The organism is Prochlorococcus sp. RS04 (assembly GCF_001989455.1).
GTDB lineage: Bacteria > Cyanobacteriota > Cyanobacteriia > PCC-6307 > Cyanobiaceae > Prochlorococcus_A.
The window spans coordinates 192,812-205,648 of record NZ_CP018346.1; the positions used below are offsets into that span (position 1 = coordinate 192,812).

Consider the following 12,837-nt stretch of genomic DNA (forward strand, 5'->3'; position numbering starts at 1 on the left):
TTTTCTTGTTGGTGCCTTCGATATATGGCACAAGGATATTTAATAACCATTTTTTAAATGCACTTAAAGGTTTCATAATCTATTTACTTGCCTTTTCTCCACATACTCCTCCCTTTGATGAGATCCTCTATATTTGGCCAAGCTGCTATTAATTCTTTTAGTGCCTTTCTATTAGGAGTATAGAAAACACATGACAATGCACTTATTACATAAAGTATGAACCATAACTTACTCTCTGAATAAGCTAAAAACAAAGAGAAAAGAAAACTTCCAATAAAGAAGAAGAAAAATGACCTATTTAATATTTCTAATGGAGTTCTTTTAAGTCTGTAGAATTTAATCTTTTTAATATCTTCTTCAGTATCTTTCTGAAATTTACTTTCGTACGAATTAATTATTTCTTCTTCTAGAACTTTTTCATACTCTAAATTATCAATTGGATCGCTTTGATCCTTTTTATTTATCATCGGTATCAATACAGTACAAATATGTTAACTAATTTAAGGTATTTTAAAAAGTATCAAATTTTATCTATTAAATGTAGCTATACGAACAGATCATGGTTTTGAAAATACTTCAAGATTGTCTTATTTATAAAAGATAAATTAGTCAAAATATTCTTTTTAATTTTCCCAAATCTTTCTGTCATTTAAAACAATCACCTCTATAAACTTCATAGCATTAATTAAATTCGGAGGCAATATCTAAATCTAGAGTTAAAATAGTTTAGAGATTTTAATAATAATCTATATGCAAAGGTATTTGATTTCCTACGAATTTACTGATGGCGAGGATCAAGAAGAAGGGGCAGAAATGCTAATTAATTGGTATGAATCAGGTGGTCCCCAAAATAGACCTGAAAACTATGAGGTTCATTCTTGGATTTTTATGGTTCAAAATGGGATTGGACATTCTGTAGTGAGTGCAGATTCTCTTGAGACAATTTGGAAGCAATGGCATCCATGGAGAAGGTTAATGGATATAAGCATTCAGCCTTGTATGGATCTTGATGAGACAGTCGGATTATTCAAAAAACAAAAAATGAATACACGGATAGTCTAAAAGTATTTCTAACTTCTAAATATAAATTTCTTTTTAGTAGCACCTAATACTACATACATATTTCACTGCGTTAAAAAGGATAAGATTAATTTTCCATGATGAATGATTCTTATCACATTTACTTCAAAGGAGAAATTCTTTTCAAGAATTTAAGTAAAGATGAATTTGAATTTGTTTGGGGAAAACTTTATACATCTTATATAAATGCCCTAAATAAAGAGCTAACCTACGAATTAGTTAGCGAAAGCAATATTATGGAGCCGGCCTTTAACCTTGAGCCATCTTATTAAATCAAGAACTAAATCCTAGATTATGAATAAAACAAGAAAACCTTTCTCTCTTTTATTTTGAGGTACTCTTTCTCTTCTTTAGTTATATCTAAAGCAATTTTATTTGCCTCAATTTCGACATTCGAACTATAAGTTTCAAAGTTTTCCTCTCTTTTAAATAGAGCAACGATGCCAATATCTGTTATAAACCAAATAAAATGATCAGTTTCTCCAATTGGCTCCTCTTTTAAAGAGTCAATAATCAAATCACAGGTTGAGTCCACTTAATTATTCTGAGAGTAATTTTAATTACCCCCGTTGCAATACCTTACGGCCTCAGAATTGGTACCACCATCTTCAATAATTTCTGCAACACATTTATTGAAAAGTTTAGACTCTTTTTTTACTGAACAGAATCCAAAAGCGATTGCAGCTAAAGCTATTGCAGATACGAAACTAGAACCAAGTTGTATAAAACCATAGGCAAACATAATGTTTTTCTTTCCAGAACATTTTTTTGAATCCTTTTTTTCTTCTGTCATTTAAAATTTATTAACTTAGTCAACCCTATTTGATTAGTTTTAGGTTTGAGAAATATTTGCATAGAGAAAACCGAATTAAACAATTTATACTCAGCTATGGCAAAAATTAAAAATTTCAAGTTTTGATTGATTTTTCTTCACTTTAATTTTCAATTTGATACATCATGAAGAAAAAACTTCTTGAATTTTTTATCAACATGAGCTTCTGGTATAGAAAATTTATCTTTTTTAAAAAGTAATGATCCCACAGTTATAACAAGAGATTATGTTACTTTTTAAACTATATTTTATTTTTTTTGATGAAGTATTAATACTTAAAAATTTTTCCAGAAAAGCTTGTTTTGATAATGCTCCCGAAGAGTTATCCACTTTTTAAGCGTTTTTCAACAGGGTTTTCCACAATATGTTGATTAAATTTGAATTTCTATGAGCAAAATAAAATATTATCTTCTTTTAAGAAAAAACTATCCACAAATTTTTTTTGGGATCACTATGATTTCTACTGTCTTTTAAATAATTTTAAGAACAAATCTTATGAATCTAAATGAGACAAAAAGGGATGTAAATCCCGAAATCAAAAAAGAGTTGGAAAAATCTAAGCTCAAAGTTCTTACTAATGAAAATGATTTTTTAGTAAAAAACCTCAAAAAGGCCGGATGATTTATTAGAGCTAAAAAATTTTTTAAACTGCAAAATTTACAAAATTCCTTTCTAGGTCGAAATAATGATTTTTGGAATGATCATCCAAAATATTTAATCTACCAAATATAAAATTTCTATTAAATATACAAATTAATACTCTTTATACCAATCATAAAGAACAAATCTTAGTTATATTATCCAAATCTCCTTAAGAGATCTGAACAGAAATATAAACGGGAAAAATCATTTAAATTATTTAAACATTAAGTTTTTCCTGTATTTGCATCATAGTTTTTACAAAAGATGAATATCCAAGAACTTAAAGTCAACTACAAAAAGCTTTTAAACAAAGCTGCCAAAGCAAACGGTCGTAAAGAAACTGTTTCTTACTTAAATCGTGCTGCTAAAATTAAATCAAAGATCTATTCAAACACTAAAGTAAATTGTTTTAGATGTAATGGAGCAGGTTTTCTAAGAATTTCTTTAGATGAGACTAAGACATGTCTATCTTGCTATGGGAAGGGTTTTTTGATTAAAGAAATTCAGCAGGTTTAAAAAATTTGATTGTTCATGAAAGATCTCATTCAAGCTCATAAAAAATTAATTAAAACAGTAAAAGAACAAATGGGATTTTCTGATTATGGGATGTACTGGTTGGCTTTCTTGGAAGGGGGTTTAACTATATGGTTCTTGGATAGAATATTTTTCCACTGGTTAAAGTTTTAATTTTTATTTATGTCAAAAAAATTTTACGGGTATTAAATAAATTAATTTATCGAAACCATTTAAAAAGTTGTAGCATAGTAAAAAAAACAATATGCAACTACTGGGATTAATTCTTCTTCTAGCAAGTAGCTGGTACTTATGGAAATTAACATCAAACTTTCTTGATGAACCAACAAAAAAAGAGCTGACTAATAGTTTTAATAACCTCAAAAATAAATTCTCTGAGGGGAAACAAAACTTTTCTAAAGCAAAAATAAGCGAAGCTTGGGAAAAGTACAAAGAAGAAGGTGGTGCCTTATCTAATAAAGAAAAAAGCTAGTGGACTTTTTTATTATTACAGGTCTTACTAAAGATATATCTAAAATTGATCTAATTGGTATTTTGATTGGGCATTTAATTTTTGGTGTTGCATTGACCAAACTTTTAGATTGGAAGTGGTTAAAGAACCTTATAAGTGAAGAAGATAAAATAAGGATGCTTAAAAGTTATACATGGAAAGACTTATTAGTAGATGGAGCAATTGTTACGGTAGTTCTAGGAATAATCTTTTTGATAATTAGCATTTTTCTATAAATGAACGTAACTTACATCCTTTTAGTTTTTTTAATGATATCAATTGTGATTTTCACTCAAATAATCAATTCCTCCGATAAATAAAAATAAATGACTGAAGTAGTTAGCAACTCCTCAACTGGATGGTACTTAATCGCTTTAGTAAGCACTTTATCTTTTTTAGCCTTAATTTACTTTGGCCAAAAAAGATAGAGTAAATTTTGAAAGATTATTTAAATTCATAAAAAAAGCTCTGCAACTTCACGAGATGCAGAGCTTTTAATTATTAAGTAACTGATTTATATAAATCTGTTGATTATAAAACCTTTTTTCTTAATCAAAGAAAAAGAGACCGATGAATGTGATGAAGATACTGAATTCACGGCCCCTTTAATAACCGCATTTTTCGGTAGATACGACAATGAATCACCTCCTTTACTAATGTTTTTCTAAAGATAACTAAAAGACTTAAACAAGGAAAGAAATTCGTTAAAAATTTAAAAGTTTTTTAACAAATTAACGATATAAATCTCTTAAAAATAAAAATATAGAATTTACCAAGGCAAAACTTCTCCGTTGGCATGCCAAAACGTACCCGAGTTATTTTTATTTAAAGAATCTATACGTTTTAAAAGGCCCTTTGCTGATTCTTCAGGACTAATGCCATTTCTTGTAAAGCCAGTCATTCTTGTACTCACTAACCCAGGATGCAAAATAGCTACATAAATATCTTCTCTTGATAAATCTATAGAAAGTGATTTTGCTGCCATGGACAAAGCTACTTTAGACATCCTGTAACCATAAGAGCTTCCAGATGTATTATCTTCAATAGATCCCATTCTACTTGTGATAAAAGCAACTTTAGAATATCTTTTTAAAAAATGTTTAAGTGATTGAGTCATACATATTGGGCTCAATGCATTGACTTCAAATTGCCGCAAAATACTTTTTTTATCTAAGTTTTCGAAAGAATTAAATTCATAAATTCCTGCATTATGTATTAAGCAATCTAAATTAACTCCAGATAGTTTTTCACACAAATTTGTTATCGACTCATCAGAAGAAATTTCTATATTCTCTTCAATTCTCACTCCTAAATCTCTAAGTTCTTTTGAAGCTTTCCTACAAGTTGCAATTACATTATCTCCCCTCTTATGAATTTGCCTACATAGTTCTAAACCAATACCCCTATTTGATCCTGTAATTAGAAAAGTCGACATCTCTAAACTAAAAATAAAAAATTAATCTAAATTCAAATATAAAAGAAAACGAACTAGAAAAAGAAAAAATTTATAAAGTTCCTTATTAGATTTTTAAGGTTATTATAGGTTATGAAATTTAAAAGAATTTATAAAAGAAAGCAAAGATATTTTTATCATCAAAATTTAATGTATGGAAATTTTCAATCAAGAATTTATAGAAGAGATTATTAGGTTAACGTGGAGAAATCCTGCTTTCATGGCTATAGCTATTGCATTAGTTTGGCTTATCCCACAATTATTTATTAGAAATATAATGGCAAAAAAATATGAAAGAAGAAAAATAGAAATTCAGAAAAATAAAATTCAGAAGCTTTACCCAACTAATACTCCTAAATAAGATTTTTATTTATAAAATGATCTAATGATTCAAAAAATACTTTTTACATCTAGGTAAAATATGACCTACAAAATAATTAGAATTGATGGGAAAGATGACGAATTAACAGCTCAAAGTTTTGATAAATATTCAGATGCGTACAATTTGCTAGAGGAACTATATGGAGATTTATGTTGTTCAGATGCTGATTATGGAGACATAACCTATTACGATATTGTGGAAAATAATTTTAAAAATATTAATGGATAATAAAAACTGGGCTCCCTCCCAAGAAGAAAATTTAGGGGTAATAACGAGAGTATATGAATTCATTAAAGAAGAACTTTCAGAACTTCAAAAAGAAACTGGATGTCCCGATTCATTTATTTATGATTTTATTGGCAAAATTCAGAATGAATGGCATCCTGAGTCTTGTCACTCCATAGTTAGAAATAAAAAAAGGAAAAATTAGAAAACATTAAATCTTCAACTAAAATTTATAAAATTTCTCTAGTATAATTTGAATTTAAAAATTAAATCATGATTATTAGAATACTAGGTATCGTACTTATCCTTGGTACAATTGCATATTATGGTTTAGTTTTAACTGGGCAAAGCAATCTTTAGTTTTTCAACTTTTAAAATTTCTCATGAAATGGCCTCCTTCTCTTTGTTGGACAGCACCAAAAACTATTAATGGTAATAGGCATTTTCAAGTTAAAGCTTATGGTGGTAAAAATGAAAATAGATGGGTTGATATTTTTCCTACCAAAAATAAAAAAGATATTAAAAGGATCCTATGGACAAAACTAAAATCAGAATGGACTTCTGGATGGTTGAGGCTCCCAAAAGATAAAGAATAATTTGTATATGTAAACAAATATTATTAACCAGAAAACTGTAAAAAATAATACCTAATGCAAAAAAAATAACTTCTAAAATTTTTTAAAATGCTATTTAATATGAAGCCAGAACCGAAGAAAAAACTCCCTAATAAAAAAGTTATAAGTTCAGCAAAATTTGAGGCTAAAGAACAATTCACAAAATCTGCATTAGAAAATTTAAAAACAGAAAATGAAAGGCTGGTTAATTCACTAAAAAAATCTGGGGAAATTAAAGAATCAAAAAGAAAATAGACTTACGGTATTAAAAAATTTTTATTATGATGATAATTTATAGATTGAGAAATGATTGAAAAAATCTCTCTAGCAAATTCTCATTTACCTCAACTTATTGGGTTTGTACTTATGTCAATTGGTTATACATTAGGCAATAAATTTTACCTTCCTGAAATCAAACAGAAGTAACGATTTCTATTTATTAAATATATTTCAAACAAATTATAATAAATGTATATTCCCAATAAAAATTTAATACATTATTTGATTTGACAATACAAATTTTAAAACTTTCTGCAATTCAATTAAGAAAAGTAATAAGAAATAAATAACACATTAGTGTAACACTTTAGTCTTTAAAAGTGTTAAATCCAAAGAAAAAGTAAGAATTCATACTAATTTTTTTTAAAATATGTTACATTCTTTAATAATACAAGTTAAAGTTTCCTCAGTAAAAGGAAATGCTTGATATGTACAAATATCATTTACTCTTTGGCTTACTAATTGATCACACATGAAATATAAAAATGGATGCTCTTACTAGTTTTATAGTTGTTATCATCGCAATAACTATTCAATTCTCTTTATACGCCATCAAAAGGTTGCAGGAACCTTTAGAACCAAATTATTTGATGGATAAAAATTCGAAAAAAATAAAAAACTACATGGGTAAATTTTGGAAAAATGCCGAAATAACAAATGGGAGATTAGCTATGATTGGTTTTTTAGCTTTGATAATAAACTACGGTTTTTTTGGGTGGATAATACCTGGTTTTATTTAAAATATAAATACATTAAATTTTTAAAGAAAATAAATCTCTCGTTCAAAACAAACTCTCCTTTTAAAAAAATAATTTTTATTATAAGTAAAAAAGCAATTGAGCAATTCTGATTTTGATAAAAATGGATTAGACAGCTATGGAATACATTGGCTTCAATATGCCGCTTTTGCTGTCTCTGGTTTTGCTATATTTACAACTTGGGCATTTTTTTATGATGAAAGATTCCACAACTTTGTAATGAATATTTTTAGGGTTATTAACTGCAGCGGGTTCAACTGTAATGGAGCATTTTAAAATTCTATGGCTAATCCAGATCAAAAAACAATATTAATTGATAATGCTTATGAGGAAATTAAAAACATTTGTATAAATCTTCAAAAAGATACTGATGCTTCGAATTTGGAAGTTAAAAGTTTACTAAAACTAATTATGAATGAATGGGCAGAAAAGGAGGAGCAAAAAAATGGTTTTGGATTTAGGTAAAGTTAGCCACTGTCTAAGAAGAGAATTAAGCCTCAAATCATTTTAATTTGAAAAGATTTTTTAATTTTTAAAATTTAATATTTATAATTTTCAATTTTTAGAAAGAAATTAAAAAGGAATGAATCTCAAATAGAAGATTCATTCCAGATTTAGCATTAGTTTTATCTAGATTTAAATTTTATAATTAAACTCCTCTGGTGGACTGTCAATCATTAGATCCCTCCTATTCAACAAGTTAAACCTAAGCCTTACTTATTAAGAAAGTAAATCAGTAAAAATGCTGATTTGTTATTTTCTAAAATGTTTGAATTAAAGATGCCAATTCTGGGGCATCTAATAAAAGTGCAAAAAATGTGAGCACAACTAATAAAAATATGGAAAAGTAGAATTGAATCATGCTTCAAAATTACTTAAAAAGAATTTTTTAAGTTGTATAAAATAATGCTTTGTTTACATAATTAAATATCTCTACTTAGAGAAGTTTAATTAAAGAATAATTAAGATGCTTCAGGAGAAAATATCGTACTATTTTTTTGCCAATACTCACAGCCTTTAAGTAAATGATCACCATCTGGTATGCGTTTTTCGTATTTTGGACAGATCAAGATAGTAGCAAAAGTTTCTGTAGTGCTGTAGCGAAAGTGATTGCAAGTAATACAAATCTTTGTTCGTTTTCGTTTTAGGGTCGATTCTTTTAGATATTCCCATTTTGACGAATTAACCTTGATCATGATTACTGGAATTTATTAGTAACAATTTGCCAACCTCCTGAAATCAATTCATTCCATGTTTCACAAGCACACTCAATAGAGTGGAGTCTTGAATTTTTAATTTGGGCTGGTTCACCTAATTCATTTGCATAGAAAAGATGAGTATATACTTTTAAGTTATTAGATACAGATTTCTTATAACTCTCAAAAAAAATTAATAAACCACTTTTTTTGTTAAACAACCAGCCAGTTGGGGGGTCAATAAGGCTGCCACGATAAAAATAAGTCCGAACATTAGCGACTCCTGAAGTCATGAAGATAATACAGTTGTACTATTAATATAAATGTACTACTCGTAGACGTCAAGTGTTCCTCTGGTAATTATTTAAATACTAAAATTAGTATCCAAAATAATCAGCCGTAAACTTCTTATTTGGTAATAGTGAATACAAGTAACTCCTTGAAAAGGAAAATATCATTTAGAGAGTATCTCCAAAAAAATGCAATGTATCGAAATCCCTTCTATTTAGGATGGAACAAAGGTTGGTCTTTTTTATTTTTTTTAGAGGGTGGCATTGCAAAAATTGAAGCAAAAGGTTTTGGTATTTCTATTACAACAAAAGTTGAGAAAGGAGAATCACCCCTAGAATCTGCGGATAGATTAGTCTCGAAAGAGCAAAGGATTAGAAAATCAAGATATTATTCTTGGGTTAAATCTATTAATGAATAAAACAATAAATTAACCAATCCTTAAATTTCTAAAGTAATTTGTTGATAGTCAATTTAAAATAGAGAATAGTCATTTATTTATCGTGTCCAATAAATTTTATGAATGGTGGAAAAACCATAGAAAAGTTGTAACATATGGAGCTTTTATCATCTTGTTTGGTTTTTATTTATCTCCTGTTGTCAAAGAAGCAACATACAAAAACCAATGTATTAAGTATTCTACTAAAGGAGCTTTAACTAAATTTAATAAGGACGATATAGGAGAAACTTTACTAGAAGAAACAGGTTTGAATATTGATGAACTAGCAAAGATTGAAGGTTATAAGAATTGCATTAATTAAAAAGGTCGCAATAATTACGCTGAGTTTTTTAAATGATTAAAGCTATGTTTAAACTTATTTTATTAATATTATTATTTGGATTTATATCAATAAGTCCAAAAACAAGATATTTGGTTGGCATAACTCTAAAAGAAATTTCTTCATTTCTTTTATGGACTGTTAAATATGAAGATAGAGAAAAATGGATTATAGATAAACCAAGTTGGATACCTAGCCAAAAACTTAAGCCATCTTATTAAATGAAGACTTATTTAGAAGAACGAATTGAATGGTTTGACGATAATTATAGAAATGGTAATGCTTTAATCTCTGATAAACAGTTCGACCAACTTGAAAAAAATTTATTAAGAACAAACCCTAATTGTGATTACTTTAAAAAGAAAAATAAACTAGTTTTACCTTCATTAGAAAAGGATTCAATAGATGAATTTTTGAAAGGATTATTAGTAAATACCAGATTATTAATTGAACCAAAAATTGATGGTTGTGCTGTTGCTTTGCAATATAGGGATGGAACCTTGGAGAAAGCAATTTCAAGAAAAGGGGAAGATGTTACTAGTAAACTTATTAAATTACAAGACATTCCCAATAATCTCCCTTTAAGAGGAGTTCTTCAAGTTAGGGGTGAATTATATGCACCCAACCAAAGTCCAAATATCTCCCAGAGAATCGCTTCTGGATTTCTAAGAGCTAAAGAAGGATTTTCTGAAAGTCTTAGCTTCTGCGCATTTCAAATACTTAATTCAACACTTAACCAATATGAATCCAAAAAAAGTCTTTCAAAGCTTGGCTTCACAGTCCCTCAGGATATTTCATGCAACTTTACGAGCCAAGTTGAAGTATTTAGAAAACAATGGCTAGAAGGGAAGCTTTTTAGTAAATATCCAACAGATGGAATAGTAGTAAAAATAAATTCTAGAAAATTACAATTGATTAGAGAAAAATCAAATTTAGATTATCCTTATTGGCAAGTAGCAATAAAACGTTAATGGAATTAATGCACCAGATTTTTCCTACTTGGCATATTTACTTGGATATGTTTTTGGTTGGCTTTGCAACTTACGGTTATCTAAGAATTAAAAAAAAAATAAAAACTAAATAAAGTTTTAAAATCATCCGTGGTCCTTAAGCATTGATTTAAGTTGTTCGGTATCTAATTGTTCAAGATAATTTCTCATTGCCAACCAAGATCTTCTGCTTTCTAACTTTCCACTTTGTTTAAATAAATTTGCGGAAACTTGATCTATTAATTCTCTATGTGTCATATTTATATTCTTCATCAAGTTCAATGACAACACCATTAAAAAATTCTGCTAATAATTTTGATGGGTCTTGCATAGATATCTTTCTATCTACTTTTGATAATTTCTTTTTGATTGGATTTAAGTTAGTCATACAGATTCAGGTAATTCAAGTTCTTCAAAAGTCCAGCCTTCTAATTGAAGGTCATGCCATTTATCCCAAGCATTATCCAAATACATTTGAGTGGATGATTTGATTGCCATTGGCTCACCAAGATCATTTGCATAATATGTATGAGCAAAAATTCTCATACTATTTCTTGGAGATTTTTTATTCCTTATAAATAAAATTAATCTGCTGCGGTCTGGGCTAAGCAACCAACCACTTGGGGACTCATTACGATAACCGTAAGAAAAATTAGTCCAAACATTAGCTCCTCCTAAAGTCATTACTTAGTAATACATGTGTACTACTAATATAAATACATTTGAAATGGATCGTCAAGTTTTTTGGCAAATAAATTATTTACACTGATAGAGAATAAAAACAGCTCAGTTATTCCAAAAAAATAAAATACCTACCAAAAGCTTGTTATAGCAAGCATTTTGATAGGTAACACCGGATCCCCGTCAGTTCTCTGCTGCATCGACCTGGAAATGCCAGAAGAGGATTCAAAGTGGGCTTTCGTTTCCGATTACAAGATCGGTTTACTACCGCATCACGACAGTCTCCTCATGTCGAAAGAGAGTCAGATCAGAGCACATAAAGAAGAACTTAACCAAAGATCCAGTAATCTAACTCTAACTTATTTTTTTATGCATTTGGAGATGGCCAAATGTCTCTTACCATAGTTAATAAAATTTGAGCTTCATCGTATCTTTCTGAATGCGTTTTACCATTCAATAAAAATGTGATGTGAGCCATTTTTCTTCCCAGAATTTCTCGAGATTTGCCATAACAATGAATATTAGAACCCTCAATTTCAGATAACATTTTAATTCTGGTTTCCATTGAGATTGGGAAATTCTTTTTTAATCCCAGTAGATTTATCATAATTGCCCCTTCACAATTCATTTTAATTTCAGGTGGCATTATCCCAGAAGAAATGCAAACATATTGATCAAACTGACTTGAAGTACAAGCTTCAATAGAGAAATGAGCTGAGTTATGTGTTCTAGGAGCTATTTCATTAATTAAAAGACCATTATCGCCATAGAAGAATTCAATAGCTAAAACTCCAACGTAATTAAGTTCATTGACTATTGAAGAGAAAATATTTATTGCAAATAAGTTCAAATCATATTCATTTGTTCCAGGTGCAAGAACCCAATCACAAACATGGTTTGATTGGAATGTCTCAACTATTGGGAAGAATCTTATTTTACCGGTCCTATCTCTCGAACCAACAAGAGCCAGTTCTTTTTCATACTCTATCCATTCTTCTATTAACCATTCATCAGAATTATTCTCTATTAGAAAAGAATCTAAATCTTCTTTTGTCTTTATTTTTCTGTTCCCTTTGCCGTCATATCCACCTTTATTTGATTTTGCCATTAGAGGAAAAGTCCAATTATTGATTTCTTCATCCGATAGATTTTTAAAATCTTCAATACTTATCCATTTAGGACAGGGAATATTCATTCTATCTATTAATTTTTTTTGAGAAAACCTATCTACTAATGGCTTAATTGCATTAAGGCTTGGAACAAAAATATCTTTATTGCCAATTAAATTTAATTTATCAATTTTTATCCATTCATTTTCAAAAATTATTTTTTCACACTCATTAATTAATGATTTATTACCTCTTATCTTTAAAGGATCAGCTTCTATGACATGATCTGCTTTTGAACCAGCAGGATCATCACAAGATTTTGTTTGCACACATACTTCTAAATCTCTTTTTTTTGCTGCCTCGGTTAACATCAATGCCAGTTGACCACCTCCAATTATTCCTAGGGAATAATTTTTCTTGATATCGTTTATATTTTTTTTAAAACTCATAGCATGATTTTATTACCATTTCTAATTCTTAACAACTGAATTTTTAAGGATCTAGAG

Annotated in this window: 27 protein-coding genes and 1 other RNA gene; 18 read left to right on the forward strand and 10 right to left on the reverse strand. The window is 28.7% G+C overall.

The annotated features are described in order from the left end of the window. Positions 1-83: 83 nt before the first annotated feature. The gene (locus BS621_RS01140) at positions 84-467 is read right to left on the reverse strand and encodes a DUP family protein (protein ID WP_075507881.1); all 384 of its coding nucleotides are present in this window, start codon (positions 465-467) and stop codon (positions 84-86) included. Between the two features lie 283 nt (positions 468-750). On the opposite strand from BS621_RS01140, the gene BS621_RS01145 reads away from it, so the two are divergent. Together BS621_RS01145 and BS621_RS01150 are read left to right on the forward strand one after the other, a co-directional pair. Next, positions 751-1,062, forward strand: a complete 312-nt coding sequence (locus BS621_RS01145) for a DUF3303 domain-containing protein (protein WP_011818215.1) — start codon at positions 751-753, stop codon at positions 1,060-1,062. 95 nt (positions 1,063-1,157) lie between these two features. Next, positions 1,158-1,352 (forward strand): hypothetical protein, encoded by a 195-nt coding sequence (locus BS621_RS01150; protein WP_032520831.1) that lies wholly within the window; start codon positions 1,158-1,160, stop codon positions 1,350-1,352. Positions 1,353-1,372: 20 nt separating this feature from the next. Here BS621_RS01150 and BS621_RS01155 read toward each other — a convergent pair whose 3' ends face one another. Together BS621_RS01155 and BS621_RS01160 are read right to left on the reverse strand one after the other, a co-directional pair. Then, positions 1,373-1,615 (reverse strand): hypothetical protein, encoded by a 243-nt coding sequence (locus BS621_RS01155; RefSeq protein ID WP_077141519.1) that lies wholly within the window; start codon positions 1,613-1,615, stop codon positions 1,373-1,375. Positions 1,616-1,636: 21 nt separating this feature from the next. After that, positions 1,637-1,873 carry a hypothetical protein gene (locus BS621_RS01160; RefSeq protein WP_025890625.1) on the reverse strand — a complete coding sequence of 79 codons (237 nt, stop codon included), beginning with the start codon at positions 1,871-1,873 and terminating at the stop codon, positions 1,637-1,639. Positions 1,874-2,818: 945 nt separating this feature from the next. On the opposite strand from BS621_RS01160, the gene BS621_RS01165 reads away from it, so the two are divergent. The 4 genes from BS621_RS01165 (at position 2,819) to BS621_RS01175 (ending at position 3,814) form a co-directional block, all read left to right on the forward strand. Beyond that, positions 2,819-3,070 (forward strand): hypothetical protein, encoded by a 252-nt coding sequence (locus BS621_RS01165; RefSeq protein WP_025931689.1) that lies wholly within the window; start codon positions 2,819-2,821, stop codon positions 3,068-3,070. A gap of 15 nt (positions 3,071-3,085) precedes the next feature. After that, the gene (locus BS621_RS09360) at positions 3,086-3,241 is read left to right on the forward strand and encodes a hypothetical protein (RefSeq protein ID WP_198025609.1); all 156 of its coding nucleotides are present in this window, start codon (positions 3,086-3,088) and stop codon (positions 3,239-3,241) included. A 91-nt stretch (positions 3,242-3,332) separates the two neighbouring features. Then, entirely contained in the window at positions 3,333-3,560 is a 228-nt protein-coding gene (locus tag BS621_RS01170) for a hypothetical protein (protein ID WP_025926289.1), read from the forward strand. Then, positions 3,560-3,814: a hypothetical protein gene (locus tag BS621_RS01175; RefSeq protein WP_077141520.1), complete on the forward strand. Its 255-nt coding sequence runs from the start codon at positions 3,560-3,562 to the stop codon at positions 3,812-3,814. Before BS621_RS01170 ends, BS621_RS01175 begins: the two co-directional genes overlap by 1 nt. 533 nt (positions 3,815-4,347) lie before the next feature. On the opposite strand, the gene BS621_RS01180 is transcribed toward BS621_RS01175, so the two are convergent. Next, positions 4,348-5,013, reverse strand: a complete 666-nt coding sequence (locus BS621_RS01180) for an SDR family oxidoreductase (protein WP_077141521.1) — start codon at positions 5,011-5,013, stop codon at positions 4,348-4,350. 172 nt (positions 5,014-5,185) lie between these two features. Between BS621_RS01180 and BS621_RS01185 the strand changes: the two genes are divergently transcribed. The 8 genes from BS621_RS01185 to BS621_RS01215 all read left to right on the forward strand — a co-directional run bounded on the left by BS621_RS01185 (position 5,186) and on the right by BS621_RS01215 (position 7,754). Further along, the gene (locus BS621_RS01185; protein ID WP_077141522.1) at positions 5,186-5,392 is read left to right on the forward strand and encodes a hypothetical protein; all 207 of its coding nucleotides are present in this window, start codon (positions 5,186-5,188) and stop codon (positions 5,390-5,392) included. A 60-nt stretch (positions 5,393-5,452) separates the two neighbouring features. Further along, positions 5,453-5,641, forward strand: coding sequence for a hypothetical protein (locus tag BS621_RS01190; RefSeq protein ID WP_077141523.1), 189 nt, complete (start codon positions 5,453-5,455; stop codon positions 5,639-5,641). After that, a complete protein-coding gene (locus tag BS621_RS01195; protein ID WP_077141524.1) occupies positions 5,634-5,843 on the forward strand; it encodes a hypothetical protein in 210 nt (69 codons plus the stop codon). The genes BS621_RS01190 and BS621_RS01195 overlap by 8 nt, the downstream gene beginning before the upstream one ends. A gap of 178 nt (positions 5,844-6,021) precedes the next feature. Continuing rightward, complete coding sequence (locus BS621_RS01200; RefSeq protein WP_077141525.1) at positions 6,022-6,234, forward strand: TIGR02450 family Trp-rich protein; 213 nt, start codon at positions 6,022-6,024, stop codon at positions 6,232-6,234. A gap of 99 nt (positions 6,235-6,333) precedes the next feature. Beyond that, positions 6,334-6,507 carry a hypothetical protein gene (locus tag BS621_RS09365; protein ID WP_179852297.1) on the forward strand — a complete coding sequence of 58 codons (174 nt, stop codon included), beginning with the start codon at positions 6,334-6,336 and terminating at the stop codon, positions 6,505-6,507. A gap of 509 nt (positions 6,508-7,016) precedes the next feature. Beyond that, positions 7,017-7,271 (forward strand): chlorophyll a/b-binding protein, encoded by a 255-nt coding sequence (locus BS621_RS01205; RefSeq protein WP_077141526.1) that lies wholly within the window; start codon positions 7,017-7,019, stop codon positions 7,269-7,271. A gap of 96 nt (positions 7,272-7,367) precedes the next feature. Further along, positions 7,368-7,565 carry a hypothetical protein gene (locus tag BS621_RS01210; protein WP_011818197.1) on the forward strand — a complete coding sequence of 66 codons (198 nt, stop codon included), beginning with the start codon at positions 7,368-7,370 and terminating at the stop codon, positions 7,563-7,565. 6 nt (positions 7,566-7,571) lie between these two features. Then, the gene (locus BS621_RS01215) at positions 7,572-7,754 is read left to right on the forward strand and encodes a hypothetical protein (protein WP_077141527.1); all 183 of its coding nucleotides are present in this window, start codon (positions 7,572-7,574) and stop codon (positions 7,752-7,754) included. Positions 7,755-8,487: 733 nt separating this feature from the next. Here the strand turns inward: BS621_RS01215 and BS621_RS01225 are convergent. Then, positions 8,488-8,778, reverse strand: a complete 291-nt coding sequence (locus tag BS621_RS01225; protein ID WP_025952633.1) for a DUF1651 domain-containing protein — start codon at positions 8,776-8,778, stop codon at positions 8,488-8,490. A gap of 128 nt (positions 8,779-8,906) precedes the next feature. Here BS621_RS01225 and BS621_RS01230 point away from each other — a divergent pair, with 128 nt between their 5' ends. The 4 genes from BS621_RS01230 (at position 8,907) to BS621_RS01245 (ending at position 10,523) form a co-directional block, all read left to right on the forward strand. Beyond that, positions 8,907-9,194, forward strand: a complete 288-nt coding sequence (locus BS621_RS01230) for a hypothetical protein (RefSeq protein WP_225866707.1) — start codon at positions 8,907-8,909, stop codon at positions 9,192-9,194. Between the two features lie 82 nt (positions 9,195-9,276). Further along, positions 9,277-9,534, forward strand: coding sequence for a Notch domain-containing protein (locus BS621_RS01235; protein WP_077141529.1), 258 nt, complete (start codon positions 9,277-9,279; stop codon positions 9,532-9,534). A 44-nt stretch (positions 9,535-9,578) separates the two neighbouring features. Then, positions 9,579-9,773, forward strand: a complete 195-nt coding sequence (locus BS621_RS01240) for a hypothetical protein (protein ID WP_225866708.1) — start codon at positions 9,579-9,581, stop codon at positions 9,771-9,773. After that, positions 9,774-10,523, forward strand: coding sequence for an NAD-dependent DNA ligase (locus BS621_RS01245; RefSeq protein ID WP_077141531.1), 750 nt, complete (start codon positions 9,774-9,776; stop codon positions 10,521-10,523). A 123-nt stretch (positions 10,524-10,646) separates the two neighbouring features. Here BS621_RS01245 and BS621_RS09370 read toward each other — a convergent pair whose 3' ends face one another. The 5 genes from BS621_RS09370 to BS621_RS01260 form a co-directional block, all read right to left on the reverse strand. Next, on the reverse strand, positions 10,647-10,814 hold the full coding sequence (locus tag BS621_RS09370) for a hypothetical protein (protein WP_156860744.1): 168 nt from the start codon (positions 10,812-10,814) through the stop codon (positions 10,647-10,649). Beyond that, positions 10,789-10,929, reverse strand: coding sequence for a hypothetical protein (locus BS621_RS09375; RefSeq protein ID WP_179850533.1), 141 nt, complete (start codon positions 10,927-10,929; stop codon positions 10,789-10,791). The genes BS621_RS09370 and BS621_RS09375 overlap by 26 nt, the downstream gene beginning before the upstream one ends. Next, positions 10,926-11,225, reverse strand: a complete 300-nt coding sequence (locus tag BS621_RS01250) for a DUF1651 domain-containing protein (protein WP_012007505.1) — start codon at positions 11,223-11,225, stop codon at positions 10,926-10,928. Before BS621_RS01250 ends, BS621_RS09375 begins: the two co-directional genes overlap by 4 nt. Before the next feature lie 162 nt (positions 11,226-11,387). Further along, a non-coding RNA gene (gene ssrS / locus BS621_RS01255) (6S RNA) lies at positions 11,388-11,572 on the reverse strand. Between the two features lie 17 nt (positions 11,573-11,589). Next, entirely contained in the window at positions 11,590-12,780 is a 1,191-nt protein-coding gene (locus tag BS621_RS01260; RefSeq protein ID WP_077141532.1) for a 5-(carboxyamino)imidazole ribonucleotide synthase, read from the reverse strand. Between the last annotated feature and the right edge of the window lie 57 nt (positions 12,781-12,837).